Genomic DNA, 25,942 nt, shown 5'->3' on the forward strand with positions numbered 1-25,942 from the left:
TCGAGTGTGGCGTCGGCCCGGCTGGTCAGTCGTCCTGACTCCTCGGTAGTGGCGGTGTGGATGGTGGTGGCACGGGCAGTCGCAGCCCGTACGGGGGTGTCGGCAGGTCGGCGACCACCCGCCTGCGCTGGCGCGCCAGCAGCGCGGCCGCGACCCCGGCCAGCACGCTCACCGTGGCGCACCCGATGATCAGCAGCAACAGCAGGTCCGGTCCGCCGGTGCCCTGGTCGGCGGCCAGCCGGCGGAACTCGGCGGCCTGCCGGTGGGTCGGCGTCGCGGCGAGGACCGCGTCGAAGTACTCCACCGCCGCCGGGTAGTCGCCCGCGTAGTAGCGGTCGAGGCCGGCGACGAAGTTGCGGTCGTTCGCGCTCGGCGCGGCCATGACCCGGTGCTCCCGCAACGCCTGCCAGATCGTGGACGAGGCGGTCACCAGGTTGAACGGCTGGGTCTCGCCCTTGGGTGCCGCGCTGACCAGGCCGATCACCGTGCCGGACATGTCCACCACCGGCCCGCCGCTCATCCCGGGGCTGGCCGCCGCGCTGATCTCGTAGTGCGGGGTGCCGGCCACCGTGCGCCTGGTCGAGATCTGGCCGTTCTTGTTGGTCGGCTCGGTGCCCGGGTCGGTCGCCTCCTGCGCGGCGGCGGGGTAGCCGATCGCCAGGATCGGCGTGCCGGCCGGCAGCTCGTCCTCGGCCGAGACCGCCACCGAGGACAGCCCGTCACGCGGGATCCTGAGCAGCGCGACGTCGCCCTTGCCCGGCGGGAGCACCTCGACGACCGTCGCCGGCGCCACGTCCCGGTCGGGAGTCGAGGACGTGCCGATCACCCGTTCCACCCGCACGTCGCGGCGCACCGGGGTGCCCGCCGTCGCGCCCTCGACCACCCCGGCGGTGGTCAGCTGTGCCCTGGCCTCGTCCTGGTCGCCGACCCGGCCGAGTGTGGCCAGCTCCGCCAGCGCCAGGTCGACCAGCGCGCCCCCGCCGCCGCTTGGCCCGGCGTCCACGCAGTGGCCGGCCGTCGCCACGTACCCGTTCTCGGTCACCACCACGCCGCTGCACCGGGTGGTCACCTGGTAGCCCTCCTGGCCGCCGAACACCTCACCGGTGCGCGAGTCGCGTACCCAGCCGCGCCAGTCGACCTCGACCGACACCACCGCCGGGCGGGTGATGGCCGCGGCCCGCTGCTCGGGGCTCGCGGGCGCCATCCCGGTGGTCAGCATGATCACGGCGCCCAGCGCCAGCACGCGGATCATCCGTAGTACCCGTAGTCGGCGGTGCGGGTCCACACCGAGCGGAAGCCGCTGGCGTTCGACTCGACCAACTGCCCTTCGGCGCAGGTGTAGTCGTTGACCTCGTTGTGTCGCGGGTCGACCGGCTCCTTCTGGCTGGAGAGCAGGCCGCGGTTGTCGTAGAACGACCAGGTCAGGTTGGCCCGGGTGATGGCCTGGTAGCTGAGCTTGCTCGCGGTGGCCGACCAGCTGAACTCGCGCCACCCGTTGACCACGAGCCGGATCGGCGTGCCGTTGTGGTTGCCGACGATCTGGATGTTCTGGTTGCGCTCCACCGCGGTGCCGTCGGCGCGGAACTCGTAGTAGCGCCCGCTCGTGGTCATCGGCAGCTCGCCGACGTCGGTGTAGAACTTGACCATCAGGGTCTCGTCGACCGTGCGCCACGACCCGACGACGCACTGCGCGAGGGCGGGCGCGCGCGACATCGGTGGCGCGGTGGTGGGGGAGGGGCGCCCGTCGTCGGCCGCGTACCCGGTGCGCCATGGCTCGGGGGCGTCGTTCTCGGCCACCGCGACGACGGTCAACGCGCTGGCGGCGAGGAAGGCGATCAGCGACAACACCAGGAGCACCGCGACCGGCCGAGGCGACCGCGCGGGTAAGGAACCGGTCACGGCGTTCATGTTATGGGCAGGCACTTTCTCATCGGTACCGCCGGCGGGACTGCCCGCGAGGCGGCGCATCGGACCGAAACATTAGGGTTGACCGGTGCTGACCATGCAGGACGCGTTGCTGGCGTTGACCCGATACTGGACCGACCGCGGTTGCATGATCGTGCAACCGTTCAACACCGAGGTCGGCGCCGGCACCCTCAACCCGGCCACGATCCTGCGGGTGCTCGGTCCGGAGCCGTGGCGGGTGGCCTACGTCGAGCCGAGCGTGCGGCCGGATGACGCCAGGTACGGCGAGAACCCCAACCGGCTGCAGACCCACACCCAGTTCCAGGTGATCCTCAAGCCGGACCCCGGCGACCCGCAGGAGCAGTACCTGGCGAGCCTGGAAGTGCTCGGCATCGACATCCACGCGCACGACATCCGGTTCGTCGAGGACAACTGGGCCAACCCGGCGACCGGCTCCTGGGGCCTTGGCTGGGAGGTGTGGCTGGACGGGTTGGAGATCACCCAGTTCACCTACTTCCAGCAGGCGGGCGGGATGAGCCTGGACCCGGTGTCGGTGGAGATCACCTACGGCGTCGAGCGGATCATCATGGCGCTGCAGGACGTCAGCCATTTCAAGGACATCCAGTACGCGCCCGGCATCACCTACGGCGAGGCCTTCGGCCAGGCCGAGTACGAGATGAGCCGGTTCTACCTCGACGACGCCGACGTGGACACCCAGCGCAGGCTGTTCGAGGACTACGCGGCCGAGGCGCGCCGGCTGCTCGACGCCCGGCTGCCGGTGCCCGCGCACGCGCACGTGCTGAAGTGCTCGCACACGTTCAACGTGCTGGACGCGCGCGGCGCGGTGTCCACGACCGAGCGGGCCAGGGCCTTCGCCAGGATGCGGGGGCTGGCCAGGGAGGTCTCCGCGCTGTGGGCCGCGCGGCGCGAGGAGCTTGGCCACCCGCTGGGGATCGCGCCCGCCCCGCCCGCCGCCGAGCTGCCCGAGCTGCCGGCGGCGGCCGCGGCCGCGCCGTTGCTGTTCGAGATCGGCACCGAGGAGCTGCCCCCGGGCGAGGTGACCCGCTCGGCGCTGGCCGTGCGGGAGGCGCTGGTCGCCAAGCTCGCCGGCACCCGGCTGGCCCACGGCGAGGTGACCGCGCACGCGACCCCCCGGCGCATCGTGGTGCTCGTCGAGGACGTGGCGCCGCGCGAGCCGGACGCCGAGCGGTTCGTGCGTGGGCCCAAGGTCAGCGCGGCGTTCGGCGCGGACGGCGAGCCGACCAAGGCCGCGCAGGGCTTCGCCCGCGGCCAGCGGGTCGAGGTCTCCGCGCTGGAGCGGGTGGCGGTCGACGGCGTCGAGCACGTCGGGGTGACCAGGACCGACACCGGCCGCGGCGCGGTCGAGGTGCTCAGCGAGCTGCTCGGTGCGCTGGTGGCCGAGCTGCGCGCGGACCGGAACATGCGGTGGAACGACCCGAAGCTGTCGTTCACCAGGCCGGTGCGCTGGCTGGTCGCACTGCTGGGCGAGCAGGTGGTGCCGGTCGTGGCGTCCTCGCTGGCCGCCGGTCGGACGACCAGGGTGCACCGGACCGCGCCCGTGCCGGAGGTCGAGGTCGCCTCGGCCGCCGGCTACCTCGATTTCCTCGCCACCCATGAGATCACCGCCTCGATCGCCCAGCGCCGGTCGCGGATCGTGACCGACGCCCTGGCGCTCGCGGAGTCGGTCGGCGGCACGGTCGACGTCGACGGCGAGGCCGCGTTGCTCGACGAGATCACCAACCTGGTCGAGCAGCCGAACGCGCTCCTCGGCGGGTTCGCCGCGACGTATCTCGAGCTGCCGCAGGAGATCCTGACGACCGTGATGCGCAAGCACCAGCGGTATGTTCCGGTGCGCGCGGCCGACGGCACGCTGCTGCCGCACTTCGTGGCCGTGGCCAACGGGTCCTGCTCGACGCCGGCCGTGCGGGCGGGCAACGAGGCGGTGCTGCGGGCGCGGTACGAGGACGCGAGCTTCTTCTGGCGGGCGGATCTCAAGGTCGCGCCGGAGACGATGAAGGCAGGCCTTGAGCGGTTGGCGTTCGAGGAGCGGCTGGGCTCGATGGCCGACCGGGCCGCCAGGATCGCTTCGGTGGCCGCCGCGCTGGGTGTGGTGCTGTCCTCGGCGGACCGTGCGGTGCTCGACCGGGCGGCGGCGCTCGCGAAGTTCGACCTCGGCTCCCAGATGGTGGTCGAGCTGACCAGCCTCGCGGGGGTGATGGCGCGCGAGTACGCGTTGCGTGCCGGCGAGTCACCCGCGGTCGCGCAGGCCCTGTTCGACATGGAGCGCCCCCGCTCGGCCGGGGACGCGGCGCCGGCGACGCTGCCCGGCGCGGTGCTCGCGCTGGCCGACCGGTTCGACATGCTGGTCGGCCTGTTCGCCGTCGGCGCGGCGCCGACGGGTAGTTCGGATCCGTTCGGGCTGCGCCGGGCGGCGGCCGGGGTGATCACGATCCTGCGCGCGCACCCGTCGCTGCGGGAGATCACCTTCGCCACCGGCCTGGCCGCCGCCGCCGAGCGGGTGCGGGCCCAGGGCATCGAGGTGCGGGCGGAGACGCTGACCGAGGTGGCGGAGTTCATCGTCCGCCGCGCGGAGCAGCAGTTGCTCGACATCGGCCACGACCACCGCCACGTGGCGGCCGTGCTCGCGCTGCCGCCCGCGACGGCCGACGAGACGCTGGCCGAGCTGGCGCGCCGGCAGGGCGACGAGGAGTTCGCCGCGCTGGCGGCCGCGTTGCAGCGGGTTCGCCGGATCGTGCCGGCGGGCACCGACGCGGTCTACGACCCGAGCCGGCTGACCGAGCCGGCGGAGGTGGCGCTGCACCAGGCACTGCTGAAGGTGACCGCGTCGCTCGGCGACGGCCAGCACTCGCTGGCGGAGTTCGTGGCCGCCGCCTCCGAGCTGACCGGCCCGATCAACACCTTCTTCGACGACATCATGGTCATGACCGACGACCAGGACCTCCGCCAGGCCCGCCTCGGCCTCCTCACCACCATCCGCGACCTGTCCGCCCCCACCCTCAACTGGCAGGCCCTCGGCAGCTGACCCGATGCTCCGACGAGGGGCGTCCGTCAACGCGCCCAGCGCAGCGAAGGAGCCCTTCGCTGCGTCCCGTGCAGTGAAGGAGCCCTTCGCTGCATGAGGCGCAGTGATGGAGCCCTTCGCTGCGGGGGGTCAGTGGGGGGAGCGGCGGGTGGGGGCGCGGCCGGGGGGTTGGGTTATCGGTTTGGGTGTGGGGAGGTCGGGGATGGGTTGGCGGTGGGGCATGGGGCCGATCTCGATCGGGCGGCCGTGGTGGGTGACCGCCAGTGGGTCGCCGGCCAGCAGGCGGTAGGTGGCGTGTGTGCGGGTGATCTCCACGGCGAACCGGCAGCCCCGATAGGTCATCCGGAACTCGATCCGGGACAGCGCGGGCGGTAGCCGGGGCGCGAACTCCAGCGATCCGTCGTGGTCGCGCATGCCGCCGAAACCGGCCACGGTGACCATCCACGCGCCGGCCAGCGCCGCGATGTGCAGCCCGTTGCGCACGTTGTGGTGCAGGTCGTGCAGGTCGGTGAGGATGGCTTCGGCGAAGTAGTCGAAGGCCAGGTCGAGGTGCCCGACCTCGGCGGCCATCACCGCCTGCGGACCGGCCGACAGCGACGAGTCCCGTACCGTCCGCGCCTCGTAGTAGGCCACGTCGCGTGCCTTCTGCTCCGGCGTGAACGCGTCCCCGCGCAGGTACAGCGCCAGCGTCAGGTCTGCCTGCTTCACCACCTGCCGCCGGTAGAGGTCGAAGTACGGATAGTGCAGCAGCAGCGGATACCGGTCCTCGGGCGTCGCGGCGAAGTCCCACTCCGCGTGCTCGGTGAACCGCTCCGACTGCGGGTGCACGCCGAGCATCGGGTCGTAGGGCACGACCATCTTCTCCGCCGCCGCGCGCCACGACGCGGTCTCCTCGGCGCTCACCCCGAGCGTCTCCGCGACCGCGGGCTGCCTGGCGCACACCGCGACCGCCTCGCGCAGGTTCCGCTGCGCCATCAGGTTGGTGTAGATGTTGTTGTCCACCACGGCGCTGTACTCGTCCGGGCCGGTGACCCCGTCGATCCGGAACCCGCCGTGCATGTCATGGTGGCCCAGCGAGAGCCACAGCCGGGCGGTCTCCACCAACAGCTCGACGCCGCTCTCCCGCTCGAACGCCTCGTCGCCGGTGGCCGCGAGATAGCGCACGGTCGCGTCCGCGACGTCGGCGGCCACGTGGAACGCCGCCGTGCCGGCCGGCCAGTAGGCAGAGCACTCCGCGCCGTTGATCGACCGCCACGGGAACGCCGCGCCCGCCAGCCCGAGCGCGCTCGCCCGCTCCTTCGCTTTGTCCACAGTGGAATGACGCCAGCGCAGCGCGTCCCGCGCGGCGTCGGGGATCGTGTAGGTCAGCACCGGCAGGACGAAGGTCTCACTGTCCCAGAAGGAGTGTCCGTCGTAGCCGGGACCGGTCAGGCCCTTGGCCGGGATCGCCCTGCTCTCCCCGCGCGCGCCCGCCTGGAGCACGTGGAACAGTCCAAACCGGACCGCCTGTTGCAGCTCGTCGTCGCCGTCGAGCGTGATGTCCGCGGTGTCCCAGAAGTCGTCGAGGAACTGGCGCTGCTCGGCCAACAACCCCGCCCAGCCGGTCTGCCGCGCCCCGGCCAGCGCCGCGTCCACCTGCGCACGCAGCGCGGGCGCCGACCGGCGGGCCGACCAGCCGTAGGCGAGGTACTTGGTGATGCACAGCCGCGACCCGTTCGGCACGTCGACCGCCACGGTCAACCTGGCCAGGTCGTCCTCGGCGTGGATCTCGGTGCGCACGCCGTCGTTGTCGGCGGCGAGCTCGTGGTCCATCGCCGCGGCCAGCCGCAGCCTCGAGTGCCGGGTCCGGTGCACGAGCACGGCGCGCAGGTCCTCGGCGAAGCTGTCCTCGGCCACCAGCGGGTCCCTGAGCGTGGCCGCGACCCTCGGGTCCCTGCTCGCGGTCTCGACCGGCTCGTTGGCCAGCAGGTCGGACTGCGCGACGAGCTGGATGTAGCCGTCCATCGGCTCGACCTCGTAGCGGATCGCGGCCACCGCGCGCTGGGTGAACGACACCAGCCGCTCGGTGCGTACCCGCACCCGCCTGCCGGTCGGCGACTCCCAGACGGTGTCCCGGCGCACCGTCCCGGAGCGGAAGTCGAGCACCCGGTGGTGCTCGATCGCCCTGCCGTAGCGCATGTCGAGCGGCTCGTCCTGCACCAGTAGCCGGATGATCTTGCCGTCGGTGATGTTGACGACGGTCTGGCCGTCCTCCGGGTAGCCGTAGCCCCCTTCGGCGTAGGGCAGGGAGTGCTGTTCGTAGAAGCCGTTGAGGTAGGTGCCCGGCAGCGCGCACGGCTCGCCCTCGTCGAGGGTGCCGCGCATGCCGATGTGGCCGTTGGACAGCGCGAAGGTCGACTCGGTGCGCTCCAGCGCGGACAGGTCGAGGCTGTTCCACCGCAGCTCCCACGGCGAGACCTGGAAGCCGTGCTCGGTCACGGGGTGTCCGCCAGCAGCTCGGCCAGGTCCTTGACCACGACGTCGGCGCCGTGCGCGCGCAGCTGGTCGGCCTGGCCCGCCCGGTCGACGCCGACGACGTAGCCGAAGTGGCCCGCCTTCCCGGCCTGGACCCCGGACAGCGCGTCCTCGAACACCGCGGTGTGCTCGGCCGGCGTGTCGAGGGCGGCCGCGCCGGCGAGGAAGCTGTCCGGTGCCGGCTTGCCGGCCAGCCCGCGCTCGACGATGGTCACGCCGTCGATGCGGGCCTCGACGAACTTCGTCAGATCGGCGGCTTCGAGCACGGTCTGGCCGTTGGCCGACGAGGTGACCACGCCGATCCGCAGCCCGGCCCGCTTCGCGGCCGTCAGGTAGCGCACCGAGCCGGGGAAGGGCGACACCCCGCGCTCGGCGATGATCTCCTGCACCCGCAGGTTCTTCCGGTTGCCCAAGCCCTGGACGGTGTCGTCGGAGGGCGGTGCCTCCGGGTCGCCTTCCGGCAGCGTGATGTCGCGGGCGGCGAGAAAGGCGCGGACCCCGTCGAACCGGGGCCGGCCGTCGACGTAGTCGTTGTAGTCGGCGGCGGTGAACTCGAGGAAGTCGTCGCCGTCGCGTCGCTTCAGGAACCCGTCGAACGTCTCCTTCCACGCCGCGCGGTGCAGCGCGGCGGTGCCGGTGAGCACACCGTCGAGGTCGAACAGGCAGGCGGTCACATGGTCTGGCAAACCGATCACCCCCGCACGCTACCCAAACCAGCCCCCGCCCACCCGGTGGCAAACGCAGCGAAGGGTCCCTTCGCTGCGCCGGCCGCAGCGAAGGGACCCTTCACTGCGGGGGGAGACCCAGATGGGTGCGCAGGGTGGCGCGGAAGGTGGTGTCGTAGGTGGCGTAGCGGGCGCGCAGGTGGTCGCCTGGCCAGTCGGGTGGGAGCAGAGCCGGCGGCAGGACCGGGTCGGCCACCAGGTGGCGCAGTACCGCGGCGGAGACGATGAAGCTCGCCGCCAGGTCCCGCGCCTGCGCGAGCGCGTCGTGCAGCCGCCTGGCCCTGGTCGCCATCGCCGGCAGGTCCCACAGGGTGCCGGCCAGCGCGGCCGGGTCGCCCGCCGGCCGCCCGGTGAGCACCAGGCAGTCGACCGCCAGCGGACGGTCCAGGTTCGCCGGGCGCAGCCAGGTGCCCTCGCGGGCCTCGGCCAGCCGCAGTCCGGCCATCCGCTGGCGGAACGCGGTCCGCGCCGCCGGGCTGCGACGCTCGGCGGTGACCACCACGATCTCCCAGTCGCCGGTCCACGGACGGGTGGCGGGGGAGCGGCTCTGGTCCTGGCGGGCCTGCCGGGCGATGAGCCGTTCGGTGAGCGCGTACTCGCCGTCGTCCAGCCGCAGGTCGCCGGCCGCGACCATGCGCGAGAGCGCCACCCGGATCGTGCCGTCGGCGATGTCGAACAGCTCGCCGACCCGCACCAGGCTCCTGGCCGGCAACCGGGGCGGGTGCGCGCCCAGCAGCGTGCTCAGCACGGCCGACCTGGCGGTCAGCTGGCGCAGTCCTGGCACGTCCGGCAGGCGCATCGACGTCCTTACGGTCTGGTGTCGCGTGTTCAAAAAACGTAACATGGCCGGTATGGCCGCTACCCACACCGTGACCAACCAGGTGCCACCCCTCGCCGACCACGACGTCGCCGACGACCCGGCCCTGCTCGACGGGCTGGTGCGCGAGGGCGCGGGCTGGGCGGTCGACGAGGTGCGCGCGCTGGGCAGGCTGGCCGGCACCGCGCGGGCCCAGGAGTGGGCGCGGCTGGCCAACGAGCACGAACCGGTGCTGCGCACCCACGACCGCTACGGCCACCGCATCGACGAGGTCGAGTACCACCCCGCTTACCACGAGCTGATGACCGTGGCCATCGGCAACGGCCTGCACGCCGCCCCCTGGCGCGACCAGCGCCCCGGCGCGCACGTGGCCAGGGCCGCGAAGTTCCACACCTGGTCCCAGGTCGAGGGCGGCCACGGCTGCCCGGTCTCGATGACCTACGCCTCGGTGCCCGCGCTGCGGCACACACCCGAGTTGGCCGAACGGTTCGAGCCGCTGCTCGCGGCCACCGTCTACGACCCGGGGTCGGGGGCGCCGCAGACCAAGCCGGGGCTGACCGCCGGCATGTCGATGACCGAGAAGCAGGGCGGCTCGGACGTCCGCGCGAACACCACCCGCGCGGTGCCAAGCGGCGACGGGAGCTACCTGCTCACCGGGCACAAGTGGTTCACCTCCGCGCCGATGTGCGACCTGTTCCTGGTGCTCGCGCAGGCGCCGGGCGGCCTGTCGTGCTTCCTGCTGCCCCGGGTGCTGCCCGACGGCACGCGCAACCGCATGCACCTGCAGCGACTCAAGGACAAGCTGGGCAACCGGGCCAACGCCTCGTCGGAGGTGGAGTACGACGAGGCGGTCGCGTGGCTGGTCGGCGAGGAGGGTCAGGGCGTGCGGACCATCATCCAGATGGTCAACATGACCCGGCTGGACTGTGCGATCGGCGCCGCCGCCGGCATGCGGGCCGCGCTGATGGCCGCCATGCACCACGCGACCCACCGCACCGCCTTCGGCGAGCGCCTGGTGGATGCCCCGCTGATGCGCAACGTGCTCGCCGACCTGACCGTGGAGTCCCAGGCCGCCACCACCCTCGCGCTGCGCCTGGCCGGCGCGACCGACCGGGCCTTCGCCGGCGACGAGCAGCAGGCCGCGTTCCGCAGGCTCGGGCTCGCCGTCGGCAAGTACTGGGTGTGCAAGCGGGCCCCGGCGCACGCGGCCGAGGCGCTGGAATGCCTCGGCGGCAACGGCTACGTGGAGGACTCCGGCCTGCCCCGGCTCTACCGGGAGGCGCCGCTGAACTCGATCTGGGAGGGCTCTGGCAACGTGGCCGCGCTCGACGTGCTGCGCGCCATGGGCTCGGTCGGCGCGGAGGCGTTCTTCGCTGAGGTCACCGAGGCCGCGGGCGCGGACCGCCGGCTCGACGACGCGGTCGCCCGGCTCGGCAAGGACCTCGGCGCGCTGACCGACCCGGTGGCCGCGCAGGCAGGCGCACGCCGCCTGGTCGAGCGAATGGCGTTGGTACTGCAGGGTTCCCTACTCGTCCGGCACGGCGCCCCCGCCGTCGCCGACGCCTTCTGCGCCTCCCGCCTCGACGGCGACTGGGGAGCCGCCTTCGGCACCCTGCCCACCGGCGTGGACACCACGGCCATCCTGGCACGGGCACAGATCGGCTGACCCCCCAGGAGCGGGAGCGACGGAGCGTGCGCCGTCTGGACTGACGAGCGCGCGCAGGCGCGCCAGCGCCGAGCACGTGAGGAGGGAAGACGGCGCGTTAGCGCAGTCGCGGGAGCGACCAGAAAATACAGCGACCTGAAAACTCACCTTTTCTTGATCGGGACTGGTGATGCGCCTCACAGGCGGGCTACGGTGCCTCAGAGCGATCATTTGAACACAGCATCGAGGCTGGAGTCAGCGATGAACGAAGGTGTTCCCCGCGTTTTCGGTCGGCCTCGCAGCCGCCGTGAGGTCCTTCGCGCGGCGGCCGTGGCGGCAATGGCGGCGTCGGTCGGCAGTGCCTGTGCCAGCGAGGAGTCCCCGGTCACCGACCCCGGTTCCACCGGCAAGGAACCGGAGGTGACCTTCGCCGAGCCGTCGACCAAGCTGTCCGGCGACCTGAAGATCCTCCTGTGGAGCCACTTCGTGCCGAGCCACGACACCTGGTTCGACAAGTTCGCGCAGGACTGGGGCAAGCGCGTCGGGGTCAACGTCGTCGTCGACCACGTCGACCAGGCCCAGATCCCCACCCGGATCGCCGCGGAGGTCCAGGCCGGTGAGGGCCACGACGTCATCCAGTACATCGCCACGCTCTCCCAGTACGAGCCGAGCGTGCTCGACCTCAAGGACCTGGTCGAGGAGGCCAGCTCCCGCTGGGGCAAGCAGCTCGAGCTGTGCCGCAAGTCCAGCTCCAACCCGGCGACCGGCAAGTTCTACGCCTACTCGCCGGGCTGGGTGCCCGACCCCGGCAACTTCCGCAAGTCGCTCTGGGAGCCCGTCGGCTTTCCGGAGGGCCCGACGACCTGGGACGACCTGCTCACCGGCGCCACCGAGATCAAGAAGAGCGAGAACATCCAGCTCGGCCTCGGCATGTCCCAGGAGATCGACTCCAACATGGTGCTGCGGGCGCTGATGTGGTCCTACGGCGCCTCCGAGCAGGACGAGAACGAGCAGGTGACGCTGAACTCGCCGGAGACCATCGCCGCAGTCGAGTTCATGACCAAGCTGTACCAGCAGGCCATGACGCCCGAGGTGTTCTCCTGGAACGCCGCGAGCAACAACCAGGGCCTGGTCGCCGGCAAGCTGTCCTACGTGGTCAACTCGATCTCCGCGTGGCGCACCGCGCAGGAGTCCAACCCGGATGTCGCCGACGACACCCATTTCGTGCCGGCGCTGCGTGGGCCAAAGGCCGCGCTCGCCGCCCAGCACGTGCTCTACAACTGGATCATCCCGGACCACGCGCCCGGCGCGGACGCGGCCAAGGAGTTCCTGTTGCACTACACGGCGAACTACGCCCTGGCGACCTACCACTCCAAGCTCTACGACTTCTGCGCGTGGTCGGACCTGACGCCCGAGATCGGCACCTGGCTGGGCGACGACCCGTTCGGCGCCAAGCCGGCCGACAAGCTCGCGTTCCTGTCCGACGCGGTGCCGTGGAGCGCCAACATCGGCCATCCCGGCCCGGCGTCGACCGCGATCGGCGAGGTGTTCAACACCTTCGTGATCCCGAACATGTTCGCCCGCGCGGTCCGCGGCGAGGCCTCGCCGGAGCAGTCCGTGCTCGAGGCGGAGCGGCAGGTCAACTCGATCTTCGACAAGTGGCGGGCCGCCGGGCTCGTCGGCGGCTGAGCCGGTCCGGCTCGGCGAGTAGAGGGAGGGCGTGTGGCGGTTGTCGAGGTCCGCGATCTGGTCAAGCAGTTCGACGGGGGGAAGGCGCACGGGAAGGTACGCGCGATCGATGGCGTCAACCTGACCGCAGCCGATGGTGAGTACCTCGTCCTGCTCGGCCCGTCCGGGTGCGGCAAGACGACGTTGCTGCGGACCATCGCCGGTCTGGAGGAGCCGAGCTCTGGCGACATCCTGATCGACGACCACGTGGTCACCGGGCTGCCGCCGCGGGCACGCAAGATCGCCATGGTGTTCCAGAGCTACGCGCTCTATCCACACAAGACGGTCCTGGCCAACATCGTGTTCCCGTTGCGCGCGGCCGGTATGGACCGGCCGGAGCGGGAGAAGAAGGCGCGCTGGGCGGCCGGTCTGCTCGGCATCGAGCATCTCCTCGGCCGCAAGCCGAGGCAGCTGTCCGGTGGCGAGCGGCAGCGGGTCGCGCTGGCCAGGGCGTTGGTGCGGGAGCCCCAGGTGTTCCTGCTCGACGAGCCGCTGTCCAACCTGGACGCCAAGCTTCGCGCCAGTGCCCGCGACGAGCTGAAGTCCTTTCAGGACGAGATCGGCACCACCACGGTCTACGTCACCCACGACCAGATCGAGGCGATGGGGCTCGGCGACCGGATCGCCGTGCTGTCCAACGGAAAGATCCGCCAGGTCGGCCCGCCGGCGGAGATCTACGACGACCCGGCGGACACCTTCGTGGCCACGTTCATCGGGTCGCCGCCGATGAACCTGGTCCCGCGCGACGATCATCTGGTCGGCTTCCGGCCGGAGCACCTGTTGCCGGTGGAGGTCGTGTCGTCGGTGGAGAAGACGCTGATGCCGCTCGCGGTCGACCGGATCGAGTACCTGTCCGGCGACCGGCACGTCTACGGCACGGTGACCAGGATCGGCGAGGCCACCAGGGTCGTCGCCCGGCTGCCCTCCACTGTGGAGACCCCGATCGCGGCCGGCGAGCTGCACGAGTTCGCCGTGCATCCCGACCGGTTGCGGTTCTTCGCCGCCGACGAGGAGGGCCTGCGCACCGAGCCGATCCGGTTGGGTGCCCAGTGACGGTCACCGAGGAGCGGGTCGAGCCGACCAAGGTCGCCGGGCCGGCGAAGCGCACGCTGGCCGACCGCGATGGCGCGCTGGCGTGGATCTTCCTGATGCCGAGCGTGGTCTACATCATCGCGCTGGTGGCGATCCCGTTCGGACTGGCGATCGCGTTCGCGTTCTCCGACATCTCCGCCGGCGACCCGTCGTTCGACTGGGTCGGCGTGCGCAACTTCGTGCGGGCCTTCGAGGACCCGGTGTTCTGGCGCTCGCTTGGCAACACCTTCGTCTTCACCGGCATCTCGATGGTGTTCATCGTGTTGCTCGGCAAGGTGTTGGCCAACATCCTGGTGGCGAACTTCCGGGGCAAGTGGATCGTCCGCTTCCTGGTGCTGCTGCCGTGGACCACGCCGGTCGCGCTGTCCTCGATCTCCTGGCTGTGGCTGCTGGACTCGATCTACTCGCCGATCGACTGGGTGCTGCGCGAGATCGGTTTCCTCGACCGCGCGGAGAACATGTACTGGCTCGGCGAGCCGGGACTGGCCATGGGCTCGGTGATCGCGGTGCACGTGTGGCGGCTGGTGCCGCTGGCCGCGGTGATCCTGATGGCCGGGTTGGTCGCCATCCCGAGGGACATCGACGAGGCGGCCAAAGTGGACGGTGCGGGCTACTGGCGGCGGATGTTCGAGATCACCATCCCGCTGGTGCTGCCGGTGATCGCGGTGTCCGCGCTGTTCGGCGCGATCTTCACCTTCACCGACATGGCCGTGGTCCGGGTGCTCACCCGAGGCGGTCCCAACGACGCCACCCAGGTGCTGTCCAGTTGGGCGTTCTACCGGGGCATCGACGGCGGCGACGTCGCCGGCGGGGCCGCGATCGCGTTGTTCCTGTTCCCACTGCTGCTCGCCGCCGCGGTCGGCATCCTCCGCGTCGTGCGCCGGATCGAGGTGAACTGAGGGATGGCGATCGAACCGGTCACCGCCGCGCAGGCGGCCGCGCTGCGCCGCCGCTACACCCGGCGGCACGTCGCCGCCAGGATCGGCGTCTACTTCGCCGCGATCCTGGTCGCGCTGTTCTGTGCCGGGCCGTTCATCTGGAGCGCGATCACCGCGTTCAAGCAGAACCGCGACCTGTACAACCCGGAGAACAACCCGTTCATCTTCAACCGGCCGCCAACGCCCGACCACGTCACCTACCTGTTCACCGACACCTCGTTCCTGACCTTCGCCTGGAACACGCTGTGGGTCGGCGTGCTGGTCGTGGCGATCACGCTGGTGTTCGCACTGCCGGCGGCCTACGCGTTGGCCAGGTTGGACCGGCCGTGGTCCGGTCCGCTGGGGATCGCGATCTTCCTGGTCTACCTGGTGCCGCCGAGCCTGCTGTTCCTCTCGCTGTCCAGGGTGGTCGTCGGCGTCGGGCTGCAGGACTCCACCTGGTCGATGGTGCTGGTCTACCCGACGATCACCATCCCGGTCTCGGTGTGGTTGCTAATGGGCTTCCTGCGCAACGTGCCAAAGGACGTCGAGGAACAGGCGATGGTGGACGGCTACAGCCGCCTCGGCGCGTTCGGCCGGGCCGTGGTTCCGTTGGTGTTCCCCGGAATCGTGGCGGTCGTGGTGTTCGCGTTCACCCTGACCGCGAGCGAGTTCATCTACACGCTCGCCTTCGTCTCCCCACCGGGCCAGATGCCGGTCAGCACCGGTGTGCCGACCCAGCTGATCCGCGGCGACGTGTTCTTCTGGCAGTCGTTGCAGGCGGCCACGGTGCTCGTGGCGGTGCCGATCGCCTTCGTGTTCAACCTGTTCCTTGATCGGTTCATCGCCGGTTTCACCGCCGGCGCGGTCAAGGGCTGATCGTCCCGCGCACAGTCCAAAAGCACAACGATCAAGGTCAGGGCGATCAAGGAAAGAAATTATCTAACAGTTCATTGACTCAACGCGTTCCGCGCTGCCACGATCCCCTTACGGACGACGGAACCTTCCTGCACCCGTCGCATCCTCTGTGGAGGGCGCTATGCGCAGACGTCTGGTCACCCTTCTCGCCGCGATACTCGTGGCCATCACCGGCTCGATCACGGTCAGCTCGATCGCACCCGCGACGGCCGCCGCCGACGGGTGCTACACCTGGAACCGCACGCTGCGCCAAGGAATGAGCGGCGCGGATGTCACCCAGCTGCAGATCCGGGTGGCCGGCTGGGTCGCCTCCGGGGAGAACCTCGTCATCGACGGCGAGTTCGGGTCGGCCACCGCCGCCGCGGTCCGGCGGTTCCAGACCGGCTACGGGCTCGGGTCCGACGGCATCGCCGGCGACCAGACCTACAGCAAGATCTACGCGCTCCAGGACAACGACTGCACGCCGGCGCACTTCGCCTACTCCGAGCTCGACGGCAACTGCGGGGCCAACAACTTCAACGGTGGCAAGGTCTCCGCGGCCGCGGCGAAGACGAACACCCTGCGGATGATGTGGCAGCTGGAGGCGATGCGGCACAAGCTGGGCGACCGCCCGATGGTCGTGAGCATCTCCTTCCGCAGCGTGTCGTGCAACGCCTCGGTCGGCGGCTCACCCAGCAGCCGGCACATGTACGGCCAGGCGACCGACTTCAGCACGGCCAGCGGGCCGACGTTGTGCCAGATGTACCACGCCGCCAAGACCTCCGGGTTCGAGGAGATCCTCGGACCGGGCTATCCGGGGCACAACGACCACACCCATGTGGCCAACGACCCCATCCGCACCTGGAGCGCGCCCAACTGTTGAGAAGTGCCCACGAACGTTAGTGCACGGCCGACGGAACTCCCTGCTCCGTCGTATCCAATGTGGAGGGCAAAGTATGCGTAGACGTCTCGTTTCTCTCGCCGCGGCGTTCTTACTGGCGATCACCGGCTCGCTCACCATCGGCGTGATCGCGCCGGCGACCGCCGCCGCGGACGGGTGCTACACCTGGTCAAGGACGTTGTCCCAGGGCGCGTCCGGTGCCGATGTCACCCAGCTGCAGATCCGGGTGGCCGGTTGGGTCGCCTCCGGCGAGAACCTCGTACTCGACGGGGAGTACGGTCCGGCGACCAAGAGCGCGGTCGCGCGGTTCCAGTCCGGCTACGGGCTCGGGTCCGACGGCATCGCCGGTCAGCAGACCTTCAACAAGATCTACGAGCTCCAGGACGACGACTGTACGCCGATCCACTTCACGTACGGGGAGTTCGACGACAACTGCGGTGCCAACAACTTCAACGGTGGCAAGGTCTCCGCGGCCACCGCGAAGGAGAACATCCGCAGGCTGATGTGGCAGCTCGAGGCGATGCGCCACAAGCTCGGTGACCGCCCGCTCGGCATCACCTCGGCGTTCCGCAGCGTCTCGTGCAACTCGTCGGTCGGCGGTTCGTCGACCAGCCTGCACATGTACGGGCAGGCCGCGGACCTCGGCATGAGCAACCCGCCGCAGTGCACGATGTGGAACCAGGGCAAGACCGCCGGGTTCGAGGAGCTCCTCGGACCGGGCTACCCCGGCCACAACGATCACGTGCACGTCGCCAACAAGTCCGGCCGCTTCTGGAGCGCGCCGAACTGCTGACACCCTTTCGATGACGACTCGGGCCCGTGCCGGACGGCACGGGCCCGAGTCACGTTGTCGGCGGGCCGCCTCCTGATGCGTGCCGAACAGGGACATGCTGTGCTGGTACAGGCACACACGAGTTCGCTGGGAGTTGACATGCCGGGTACCGAGGTGGATGTCGTCGTGATCGGGATGGGGCCGGGCGGCGAGGACATCGGCGCCAGGCTCGCCAGGGCCGGGCTGTCGGTGGTGGGGGTCGACGTCCGGCTGGTCGGCGGTGAGTGCCCGTACTACGCGTGCGTGCCGACGAAGATGATGATCCGCGCGGCCGACGCGCTCGCCGAGGCGCGCCGGGTGGACACGCTGGCCGGCTCGGCGACGGTGGACCGCGACTGGTCGCCGGTGGCCAGGCGCGTCCGCGAGGAGGCCACCGACAACTGGGACGACACGGTCGCGGTCGACCGGTTCACCGCGACCGGCGGCCAGTTCGTCCGTGGCCGTGGCCGGATCACCGCGCCACGCGAGGTCACTGTGTCCACATCGGACGGACCGAGGGTTTTCCTCGCCCGCAAGGGAATCGTGCTCAACACCGGGACCGATCCCGCGGTGCCGCCGATCGACGGGCTGGCCGAGACGCCGTACTGGACCAACCGGGACGCGGTGGCGGTGGCGGAGCTGCCCCAGTCGCTGATCGTGCTCGGCGGTGGTCCGGTCGGATGTGAGTTCGCCCAGGTGTTCTCCCGGTTCGGGGTCGCGGTGACGATCGTGCAGCACGCCGACCGGCTGGTGCCCGCCGACGAGCCGGAGGCCGGGGAACTGCTCGGGTCGGTGTTCGGTGCCGAGGGGATCACCGTGCGGACCGGCCTGTCGGCGGCCAGGATCCGTTACGAGGCAGGGCAGTTCTCGGTGAAACTGGACAACGGCGAGGCGCTGGCCGCCGAGCGGCTGCTGGTGGCCGCCGGCCGGCGCACGGACCTGGCGGCGCTCGGCGTCGACGCGGTCGGCCTGCCGACGACCGGCCGGGACGTGCCGACCGACGAGCGGATGCGGGCGGCCGATGGCCTGTGGGCGATCGGCGACATCGCCGGCAGGGGCGCGTTCACCCACCTGTCGATGTACCAGGCGCGGATCGCGGCGGCCGACATCCTCGGCGAGCCGGACGCGGAGACGGCCGACTACCGGGCGGTGCCGAGGGTGACGTTCACCGACCCGGAGATCGGCTCGGTCGGCCTGTCCGAGCACGCCGCCCGCGAGCGCGGGCTCCGCGTGCGCACGGGGTTCGCGCGCGTCCAGGAGTCCTCGCGCGGGTTCATTTACAAGGTGGGGAACGAGGGGTTCGTCAAGCTGGTCGAGGACGCCGACCGCGGCGTGCTGGTCGGCGCGACCTCGGCCGGCCCGGCCGGCGGCGAGGTGCTCGGCGCCCTGGCGGTCGCCGTGCACGCGGAGGTCCCGACCACCCGCCTGCGCACGATGATCTACGCCTACCCCACCTTCCACCGCACCATCGAGACCGCCCTCGCCAACCTCTCCTGACCTCCGTCGGCCCGACCGGCCCGCTTTGACCATGGTTGACATGAAACCAAATGGTTTCCTATTGTGGTCGCGTGGAGCGGGTATTCCGGGCATTGGCGGATCCGACCCGCCGGGAGCTGCTCGATGAGCTGTTCCGGCGGGACGGGCAGTCGCTCAACGCGTTGGCGAGCCGGTTCGCGATGACGAGGGTCGCCGTGGCCAAGCACCTTCGCCTGCTCGAGGAGGCCGGCCTGGTGGTGTCGGAGCGGCGGGGCAGGGAGAAGGCGCACTTCCTGAACCCCGTGCCGATCCGGCTCCTCCACGACCGCTGGGTCAGCAAGTACACCGAGGCGTGGGCCGCCGGCCTCGTCGGGCTGAAACGACATCTGGAGGCACACGTGGAGAAGGTGTTCGAGATCTTCATCGCCACCACGCCGCAGCGGCTGTGGCAGGCGATCACCGATCCCGAGACGCGGGCGAGGTTCCAGTTCGGCGCGCGGGTGGCGTCGGACTGGACCACCGGCTCCGCCTACCAGGTCACCCACCACGGGGCGGGCGGGTTGATCGAGGGCGAGAACCTCGAGGTCGACCCGCCCTGGCGGCTCGTGCAGACCTACCACGCCATCTGGGACGACGAGATCGCCGCCACGGGCACCAGCCGGGTGACCTGGCAGATCGAGCAGGTCGGCGACAGCTGCCGGCTCGTCGTCCGGCACGACCAGCTCACCGAGGACGCCGACGAGCACCTCTACGGCGGCTGGCCGATGATCCTGTCCGGGCTCAAGACCTGGCTGGAGACCGGCACGGAACTCACCACTCCCGGCTCACTCAGGTACGGAGGCGACCCATCATGACCGCACGACCAGGCGAGAAGCTGGACCGGACGTTCACCGCGACACTGCGCACGAGCCAGAACAAGGGCGGCTGGACCTATGTCGTACTGCCCGGCTCGGCCGAGTTCTTCGGCACCCGCGGGCTGGTGAAGGTCAGGGGCCGCGTCGACGGCGAGCCGTTCCAGGGCTCGTTCATGGCACTGGGCGACGGCACGCACAAGCTCGCGTTCACCGCCGCCACCCGCGCCCGCATCGGCAAGCAGGCAGGCGACACCGTCACCGTCACCCTCGAGGAACGCCTCCCGCGCCAGCCAACGCCCTGAATGGGGCATTCAGGGCGTTGAGCGTCCCGAACGGCCCATTCGGGGCATGGCCCCGGCGGGTGCTCAGGGGGCGAGGGTTTTGGTCAGGGTGCGTAGGCACAGGCTCAGGGCCTGGTGTTTGGGTGCGCCGTTGTCCCGGACGTGCGCCCAGGCGGTGAACAGCAGGCTCCACACCAGCTGCTGGACCCACGTCGGCGCCATCTCCCGGTCGATGGTGCCCTCCGCGTGGCCGCGCTCGATGAGCCGGATCACCGCGCGGTCGCTCGCGGTCTCCTCGTCCCACAGCGGGCCGGTGGCCAGCTCGGGCATGCCGAAGAACAGCGTGAACAGGTCGCCGAACTCGAAGTACTCCTGGCACAGCCTGCTCAGCGCGTCGGGCGCCGCGCCGTCGTCGAGTCGCGCGGACTCGGTGGCCACGTCGATCTTGTCCAGGAAGTCGACGCCGATCGCCCGCAGCAGGTCCGACCGCTCCGGGAAGTAGCGGTGCACGGTCGTGCGGCCGACGTTGGCCGCCACGGCGATGTCGGCCAGCGTCGCGGCGGAGTTGGCGGCCAGCGCGATGACCGCCGCGTCCAGGATGGCGCGCCTGGTCCGCAGGCGGGCACCCGACTCGGCCACCGCGCTCTGTCCCATGCCCATGACAGCACCGTACCTGTTATGCCATATGAGAACAAAATTGACTGAAATGGAGCATCAGTGTTCCATTAGGGCTCATGGAGACTCCACAACGGTTACCTCGGCTCCGGGTGCTCTGGACCTTCGCCAGGCCGCACCGGCGCACGCTCGCCCTCGGGCTCGTGCTGGCCCTGCTCGGCTCGGCCACCGGGCTCACCACCCCGATGGTCACCAAGTGGGTCCTCGACTCGTTCGGCTCCGCCGGCTCGCTGCTCGCCCCGGTGACCGCGCTGCTCACGGTCGTCCTGTTCGGCGCGGTGATCTTCTGCTGGCAGTGGATCCTGCTCGGCACCATGGGCGAACGGGTCGTGCTCGGCGCCCGGGAGTCCATGGTGCGCCGCTTCTTCCGCGCGACCGTGCCCGCGGTGACCACCCGGCCGACCGGCGAGCTGGTCACCAGGGTCACCTCGGACACCCTGCTGCTGCGCGAGGCCGCCTCCGCCAGCGTGATCGGGTTGATCAACGGCGTGGTGATGCTGCTTGGCTCCCTGGTGCTGATGAGCGTGCTCGACCTCGTCCTGCTGGCGGTGACCGTCGGCTCGGTGATCGTGGTCGGCATCCTGTTCATGGTGCTCATGCCGAGGATTGCCAAGGAGCAGGAGAAGGCCCAGGAGCGGGTCGGCCTGCTCGGCGGCGCGCTGGAGGGCTCGCTGCGGGCGATCCGCACGGTCAAGGCCAGCCGGGCCGAGCAGCGCCAGGGCGACCGGATCATGGTCGACGCGGTGGCCTCCACCGACCACGCCATCCGCGCGGTGCGCATCCAGGCGGTCGCGTGGGTGATCGCCTGGACGGGCATCCAGCTGGCCATCGTGCTGGTCCTGGGCATCGGCGCGCTGCGGGTCTCGCAGGGCCAGTTGGAGGTCTCCAGCCTGATCGCCTTCCTGCTCTACGCCTTCGGGCTGATGGAGCCGATCACCGAGCTGAGCCAGCACGTGACCGCGCTGCAGTCCGGGATCGCCGCCGCGGGGCGCATCCGGCAGGTCGACGCGCTGGACGTGGAGGTCGACCCGGTGCCAGCACCCGCCATGACCCACGACCGCACCGGCAACGTGCTCGAACTGCGCGACGTGGTGGCCCAGTACGGCCCGGACGCCGAACCCGCGCTGCGTGGGGTGACCCTGCGCATCCCCCGGCGCGGGCACACCGCGATCGTCGGCCCGTCCGGCGCCGGCAAGACCACGCTGTTCTCCCTGATCCTGCGGTTCCTCGAACCCCGGGACGGCGCGCTGGTGCTCGACGGCCGCGACTACCGCGAACTGTCCTACGGCGACGTTCGCGCGCGGATCGCCTACGTCGAGCAGGAGACGCCGATCGTGCCGGGGACCATCCGGGACAACCTGCTGTTCACCCACCCGGACGCGACCGACGAGGAACTGGACCGGGTGCTGGCCGAGGTGCGGCTGACCGACAAGATCGCCGAGCTGGCCGACGGGCTGGACACCTCGCTGACCTCGTCCTCGGTCTCCGGCGGGCAGCGGCAGCGGATCGCGCTGGCCAGGGCCGTGCTGCGCACCCCGGACGTGCTGCTGCTGGACGAGGCGACCGCGCAGGTCGACGGGCTGACCGAGGCGGCCATCCACGACTGCATCCGCCGCCGGGCCGAGGCCGGCGCGGTGGTGACCGTCGCGCACCGGCTGTCCACGGTCATCGACGCGGACACCATCGTGGTGCTGGAGGGCGGCCGGATCCGCGCGCAGGGCACGCACGAGTCGTTGCTGGCCAACGACACGCTGTACCGGGAACTGGTGGAGGCGCTGCGCATCGCCGGGGAGCGGGCGCCGATATAGGGTGGCGCCACCGGCAGACGATTGGTCCACAATGGACGTTCGGCAGTTGCAGTACTTCCTCGCGGTCGTCGACCACGGGAGCGTGCACCGCGCGGCCAAGGAACTGTTCGTCGCCCAGCCGTCGGTCTCCCAGGCGCTGCGGGCGCTGGAGCGCGACCTCGGCGCCGACCTGTTCCACCGCACCGGCCGCCGGCTGGTGCTCACGCCGGCGGGGGAGCAGCTGATCGACCCCGCCCGCGACGTGCTGCGTGGGCTGGCGCTGGCCAGGGACACGGTCGCGGCCGTCGACGGGCTGCGCGGCGGCCGGCTGCTCATCTCCGCCATGCCGTCGCAGGCGGTCAGCCCACTGGCCGGCATGATCGCCGGCTTCGCCGCCCGCTACCCGAGGGTCGAGGTCGTCGTGCGGGCCGCGGCGACGCCGCCGGACGTGCTCGACGCGGTCCGGGTGGGCGCGGTGGAGCTCGGCGTGCTCGGCGCGGCCGACCAGCCCGCCCCGCCGGGCATGGTCGTCACCCCGCTGGCCACCCAGCGGTTCGTCCTGGTCGCGGCCACCGCCGGGGACCTGCCGGCCGGGTCGGATCCGGTGGCCCCCGCCGCACTCACCGGCTGCCGGCTGATCGTCGGCCAGCCCGGCACGGTGATGCGCCGGGCCGCCGACGACATCGTGGGCTCGGCGGCCGGCAGCCGGATCGCGGTCGAGGTCGAGCACCGGGAGGCGATGCTGCCGCTGGTGCTCGCCGGGGTCGGGGTCGCGGTGCTCAGCGAGTCCTGGCGGCAGCTGGCGGTGGACGCGGGCGCGGTCGTGCGCGACCTGGACTCGGCCGAGGTGCTGCACGTCTGCCTGGTGCACCGGGCGGGCCGGCTCAGTCCGGCGGCCCGGGAGTTCACCACCGATAGGTAGGGCCTATCGGTGGGGGAGGAATCTGGTCTTGGACCGGGCGGCGCCCGGCCGCTGCACTGGCGGTATGACTGACCACCGCATCGCGTTGATCCCCGGGGACGGCATCGGCACCGAGGTCCTGCCGCCAGCGACCGCCGTGCTCGACAAGGTCGGCGCCCACCACGGCATCACCTTCACCTACGACGAGTTCGACTGGAGCTGTGAGCGTTACCTGAACGAGGGCGCGATGATGCCCGAGGACGGGTTGGACCGCATCCGCCACCACGACGCGATCCTGCTCGGCGCGGTCGGCTGGCCCGGCGTGCCCGACCACGTCTCGCTCTGGGGCCTGCTCATCCCCATCCGGCGGCAGTTCGACCAGTACGTCAACCTGCGGCCGATCAAGGTGATGCCGGGCGTGCCCGGCCCGCTGCGCACGTCCACCCCCGGCCTGGAGTTCGTGGTGGTCCGGGAGAACGTCGAGGGCGAGTACTCCGAGGTCGGTGGGCGCTTCCGCCGGGGGTTCCCCGATGAGCTGGCCGTGCAGCAGGCGATCTTCACCCGGCCGGGGGTCAACCGGATCCTCGACTACGCCTTCGAGCTGGCCAAGACCCGGCGCGGCGTGGTCACCTCGGCCACCAAGTCCAACGGGATCGTGCACACCATGCCGTTCTGGGACGAGCTGGTGGCCGAGGCCGGCGAGCGGCACTCCAGCGTGAGCTGGCACCAGGAGCACATCGACGCGCTGGTCGCCAAGGTCGTGCTGGACCCGTCCCGCTACGACGTGATCGTCGGCTCGAACCTGTTCGGCGACATCCTCTCCGACCTCGCGGCGGCGGTCGCGGGCAGCATCGGCATCGCGCCGGCCGGCAACCTCAACCCGGAGCGGGAGTTCCCCTCGATGTTCGAGCCGGTGCACGGCTCCGCGCCCGACATCGCCGGCAAGGGCGTGGCCAACCCGCTGGGCGCGATCTGGTCGGCGGCCATGATGCTCGACCACCTCGGCCACCCCGAGGCCGGCGCCCAGGTGCTCGCCGCGATGGCCGACGTACTGGAGAACACCCCGGTGCGCACCGCCGACCTCGGCGGCACCGCCGACACCGCGACCTTCACCAGGGAGCTGCTCGACCGGTTGTGAGCCGCGCACTTGCCGGCTGCCGGGACGACCCGGGAGGATGCTCGGGTGAGACTGCTGCTGCGCGGGCTGGTCGTGGTTGTGTTGGCACTCTCGGCGGCGTTGCCGCTCGGCGGTACCGCGGCGGCGGCGCCACCGCCGCGGTGCGCGGACCCGGCCGCGCCGCTGACCGTCGAGGAGCGGCGGCTCACCCTGCCGGTGCCGACGGAGGTCCTGGCGCGCAGCGGGTTCGACCGCTTCGCCTCGGCGTTCACCCCGGCACTGTGCGCGGTGTCCAGCGAGGCGCTGGCCGAGCGCGCGGTCACCGCGCAGGGCCGGCTGCTGTGGGAGACCGCGGTGGCCCGCGCCCAGGGCAGGGTGCCGGCCGGCACCCTGCCGGTGACCGACGACCGGCCGCTGTACTGGGCCCGCCTCGGCCTGACCAGGGCGCTGCGGCAGTGGACGCCGTCGTTCGCGCTGAGCGAGCAGCGGCGGTCCCACCTGATCGGCCTGCTGGAGACCGCCGCGCGCGGACAGGACGCGGTGCGCTTTCCCGGTGCCGAGCGCCGGATCCTGGTCAGCGGGTTCGACCCGTTCCAGCTCGACCAGGACCCCCGGCGCAGCAACCCCTCCGGCGCCACCGCGCTCGCCCTGGACGGCACGGTGATCGACACCCCGGCCGGGCGGGCGCGGATCGAGACGGCGATGTTCCCGGTGCTGTGGGACCCGTTCGCCGCCGGCATGGTGGAGCGCACGTTCCTGCCGTGGCTCGACCAGGTCGACCTGTTCACCACGATCAGCCAGGGCCGGTTCGGCCAGTTCGACGTCGAGCGGTACAACGGCCGCTGGCGGGGCGGGTTCCCGGACAACGACAACGTCTCGCGCACCGGGGTGATCCCCGTCCCGCCCGGCGTGCCGACGGTGACCCCCGCGCCCGAGTTCGTGCCGACCACGTTGCCCTACCAGGACATCGTGGCCGCGCCGACCGGGCGGTTCCCGGTGCTGGACAACACGACCGTGGTGGAGATCCCGGCCGGGCAGACCGCGCCGGTCACCTCGCCGGGCGGGCCGACCCCCGGCTCGGTCGCGCGCGCCGGTGGCGGCGGGGACTACCTGTCCAACGAGATCGCCTACCGGGTGACGCTGCTGCGCGACGCGCTCGGCCTCGACCTGCCGGGCGGGCACCTGCACACGCCGGTACTGGAGTTCGGGCCGGACAACGTGAGCGAGGTGACCGACCCGGTGTTCGCGGCCAACCAGCGCGACATCATCGACCAGGTGCGGGCGGTGCTCACGGTCGCGGCCGGGTCACTACGCTGACCTCATGGAACGGGTCAGCCCGCCGCTGACCGCGGGGGAGCGGGAGACGCTGCGCGCGTATCTCGACTTCCACCGCGCGACGCTGGCGATGAAGTGCGCCGGACTGTCCGATGAGGACCTCCGGCGGCAGTCGATGCCACCGTCGACGCTGACCCTGCTCGGGCTGGTGCGGCACCTGGCCGAGGTGGAGCGCACGTGGTTCCGCCGGGTGATCGACGGGGAGGACATCCCGTTGGTCTGGTCGCCGGATGGCGACTTCCAGGTGGCCTATGACGCGTCCGGCGCCACCCGCGAGGAGGCGTTCACCGTGTGGCAGGCCGAGGTCGCCAGGTCGCGGGAGATCGAGCTCGCGGCCGAGTCGCTGGACGTGGTCGGCTACTTCCCCAAGTGGGGCGCGGATGTCTCGCTGCGGCTGGTGATGCTGCACCTCATCCACGAGTACGCCAGGCACAACGGGCACGCCGACTTCCTGCGCGAGGGGGTCGACGGGGTCGTCGGCGCCTGAGTTCGCTTTTCCA

General features: G+C 71.3%; 22 protein-coding genes. 16 read left to right on the plus strand and 6 right to left on the minus strand.

Annotation, left to right across the window (positions count from 1 at the left end; all coding sequences use genetic code 11):
- Positions 1-25: 25 nt before the first annotated feature.
- Positions 26-1,252, minus strand: coding sequence for a S1 family peptidase (locus tag ACYVIP_RS24590; protein WP_460400272.1), 1,227 nt, complete (start codon positions 1,250-1,252; stop codon positions 26-28).
- The gene (locus ACYVIP_RS24595; RefSeq protein WP_460400274.1) at positions 1,249-1,899 is read right to left on the minus strand and encodes a hypothetical protein; all 651 of its coding nucleotides are present in this window, start codon (positions 1,897-1,899) and stop codon (positions 1,249-1,251) included. Before ACYVIP_RS24595 ends, ACYVIP_RS24590 begins: the two co-directional genes overlap by 4 nt.
- A gap of 103 nt (positions 1,900-2,002) precedes the next feature.
- Between ACYVIP_RS24595 and ACYVIP_RS24600 the strand changes: the two genes are divergently transcribed.
- The gene (locus ACYVIP_RS24600) at positions 2,003-4,969 is read left to right on the plus strand and encodes a glycine--tRNA ligase (protein WP_460400508.1); all 2,967 of its coding nucleotides are present in this window, start codon (positions 2,003-2,005) and stop codon (positions 4,967-4,969) included.
- 129 nt (positions 4,970-5,098) lie between these two features.
- Here the strand turns inward: ACYVIP_RS24600 and ACYVIP_RS24605 are convergent, their stop codons facing one another.
- The 3 genes from ACYVIP_RS24605 to ACYVIP_RS24615 form a co-directional block, all read right to left on the minus strand.
- A complete protein-coding gene (locus ACYVIP_RS24605; protein WP_460400276.1) occupies positions 5,099-7,447 on the minus strand; it encodes a glycoside hydrolase family 65 protein in 2,349 nt (782 codons plus the stop codon).
- Positions 7,444-8,178: an HAD family hydrolase gene (locus ACYVIP_RS24610; protein ID WP_460400278.1), complete on the minus strand. Its 735-nt coding sequence runs from the start codon at positions 8,176-8,178 to the stop codon at positions 7,444-7,446. Before ACYVIP_RS24610 ends, ACYVIP_RS24605 begins: the two co-directional genes overlap by 4 nt.
- A 91-nt stretch (positions 8,179-8,269) precedes the next feature.
- Positions 8,270-9,007, minus strand: a complete 738-nt coding sequence (locus ACYVIP_RS24615) for a PaaX family transcriptional regulator C-terminal domain-containing protein (protein WP_460400280.1) — start codon at positions 9,005-9,007, stop codon at positions 8,270-8,272.
- Between the two features lie 52 nt (positions 9,008-9,059).
- Between ACYVIP_RS24615 and ACYVIP_RS24620 the strand changes: the two genes are divergently transcribed.
- From ACYVIP_RS24620 to ACYVIP_RS24665, 10 genes are all read left to right on the plus strand, one after another.
- On the plus strand, positions 9,060-10,691 hold the full coding sequence (locus ACYVIP_RS24620; protein ID WP_460400282.1) for an acyl-CoA dehydrogenase family protein: 1,632 nt from the start codon (positions 9,060-9,062) through the stop codon (positions 10,689-10,691).
- A gap of 318 nt (positions 10,692-11,009) precedes the next feature.
- Positions 11,010-12,359 carry an ABC transporter substrate-binding protein gene (locus tag ACYVIP_RS24625; RefSeq protein ID WP_460400284.1) on the plus strand — a complete coding sequence of 450 codons (1,350 nt, stop codon included), beginning with the start codon at positions 11,010-11,012 and terminating at the stop codon, positions 12,357-12,359.
- Between the two features lie 33 nt (positions 12,360-12,392).
- A complete protein-coding gene (locus tag ACYVIP_RS24630) occupies positions 12,393-13,451 on the plus strand; it encodes an ABC transporter ATP-binding protein (RefSeq protein WP_460400286.1) in 1,059 nt (352 codons plus the stop codon).
- A complete protein-coding gene (locus ACYVIP_RS24635) occupies positions 13,448-14,389 on the plus strand; it encodes a carbohydrate ABC transporter permease (RefSeq protein WP_460400288.1) in 942 nt (313 codons plus the stop codon). The genes ACYVIP_RS24630 and ACYVIP_RS24635 overlap by 4 nt, the downstream gene beginning before the upstream one ends.
- Positions 14,390-14,392: 3 nt before the next feature.
- Positions 14,393-15,286 (plus strand): carbohydrate ABC transporter permease, encoded by an 894-nt coding sequence (locus ACYVIP_RS24640; RefSeq protein WP_460400290.1) that lies wholly within the window; start codon positions 14,393-14,395, stop codon positions 15,284-15,286.
- A 160-nt stretch (positions 15,287-15,446) separates the two neighbouring features.
- On the plus strand, positions 15,447-16,187 hold the full coding sequence (locus ACYVIP_RS24645; protein ID WP_460400292.1) for a D-Ala-D-Ala carboxypeptidase family metallohydrolase: 741 nt from the start codon (positions 15,447-15,449) through the stop codon (positions 16,185-16,187).
- 73 nt (positions 16,188-16,260) lie between these two features.
- A complete protein-coding gene (locus ACYVIP_RS24650) occupies positions 16,261-16,998 on the plus strand; it encodes a D-Ala-D-Ala carboxypeptidase family metallohydrolase (RefSeq protein WP_460400294.1) in 738 nt (245 codons plus the stop codon).
- Positions 16,999-17,136: 138 nt separating this feature from the next.
- On the plus strand, positions 17,137-18,513 hold the full coding sequence (locus ACYVIP_RS24655; RefSeq protein ID WP_460400296.1) for a dihydrolipoyl dehydrogenase family protein: 1,377 nt from the start codon (positions 17,137-17,139) through the stop codon (positions 18,511-18,513).
- Between the two features lie 71 nt (positions 18,514-18,584).
- Positions 18,585-19,346, plus strand: coding sequence for an ArsR/SmtB family transcription factor (locus ACYVIP_RS24660; protein WP_460400298.1), 762 nt, complete (start codon positions 18,585-18,587; stop codon positions 19,344-19,346).
- Positions 19,343-19,648 carry a DUF1905 domain-containing protein gene (locus ACYVIP_RS24665; RefSeq protein WP_460400300.1) on the plus strand — a complete coding sequence of 102 codons (306 nt, stop codon included), beginning with the start codon at positions 19,343-19,345 and terminating at the stop codon, positions 19,646-19,648. The genes ACYVIP_RS24660 and ACYVIP_RS24665 overlap by 4 nt, the downstream gene beginning before the upstream one ends.
- 63 nt (positions 19,649-19,711) lie before the next feature.
- Here ACYVIP_RS24665 and ACYVIP_RS24670 read toward each other — a convergent pair whose 3' ends face one another.
- A complete protein-coding gene (locus ACYVIP_RS24670) occupies positions 19,712-20,287 on the minus strand; it encodes a TetR/AcrR family transcriptional regulator (protein ID WP_460400302.1) in 576 nt (191 codons plus the stop codon).
- A 74-nt stretch (positions 20,288-20,361) separates the two neighbouring features.
- Between ACYVIP_RS24670 and ACYVIP_RS24675 the strand changes: the two genes are divergently transcribed.
- From ACYVIP_RS24675 to ACYVIP_RS24695, 5 genes are all read left to right on the plus strand, one after another.
- Complete coding sequence (locus tag ACYVIP_RS24675; RefSeq protein WP_460400304.1) at positions 20,362-22,110, plus strand: ABC transporter ATP-binding protein; 1,749 nt, start codon at positions 20,362-20,364, stop codon at positions 22,108-22,110.
- 31 nt (positions 22,111-22,141) lie between these two features.
- On the plus strand, positions 22,142-23,011 hold the full coding sequence (locus ACYVIP_RS24680; RefSeq protein WP_460400306.1) for a LysR family transcriptional regulator: 870 nt from the start codon (positions 22,142-22,144) through the stop codon (positions 23,009-23,011).
- Between the two features lie 64 nt (positions 23,012-23,075).
- Positions 23,076-24,128 carry a tartrate dehydrogenase gene (locus ACYVIP_RS24685; protein WP_460400308.1) on the plus strand — a complete coding sequence of 351 codons (1,053 nt, stop codon included), beginning with the start codon at positions 23,076-23,078 and terminating at the stop codon, positions 24,126-24,128.
- Positions 24,129-24,173: 45 nt separating this feature from the next.
- On the plus strand, positions 24,174-25,424 hold the full coding sequence (locus ACYVIP_RS24690; RefSeq protein ID WP_460400310.1) for a pyroglutamyl-peptidase I: 1,251 nt from the start codon (positions 24,174-24,176) through the stop codon (positions 25,422-25,424).
- Positions 25,425-25,428: 4 nt separating this feature from the next.
- Positions 25,429-25,929: a DinB family protein gene (locus tag ACYVIP_RS24695; protein ID WP_460400312.1), complete on the plus strand. Its 501-nt coding sequence runs from the start codon at positions 25,429-25,431 to the stop codon at positions 25,927-25,929.
- Positions 25,930-25,942 lie beyond the last annotated feature (13 nt).

This window comes from Actinophytocola sediminis (assembly GCF_054779715.1).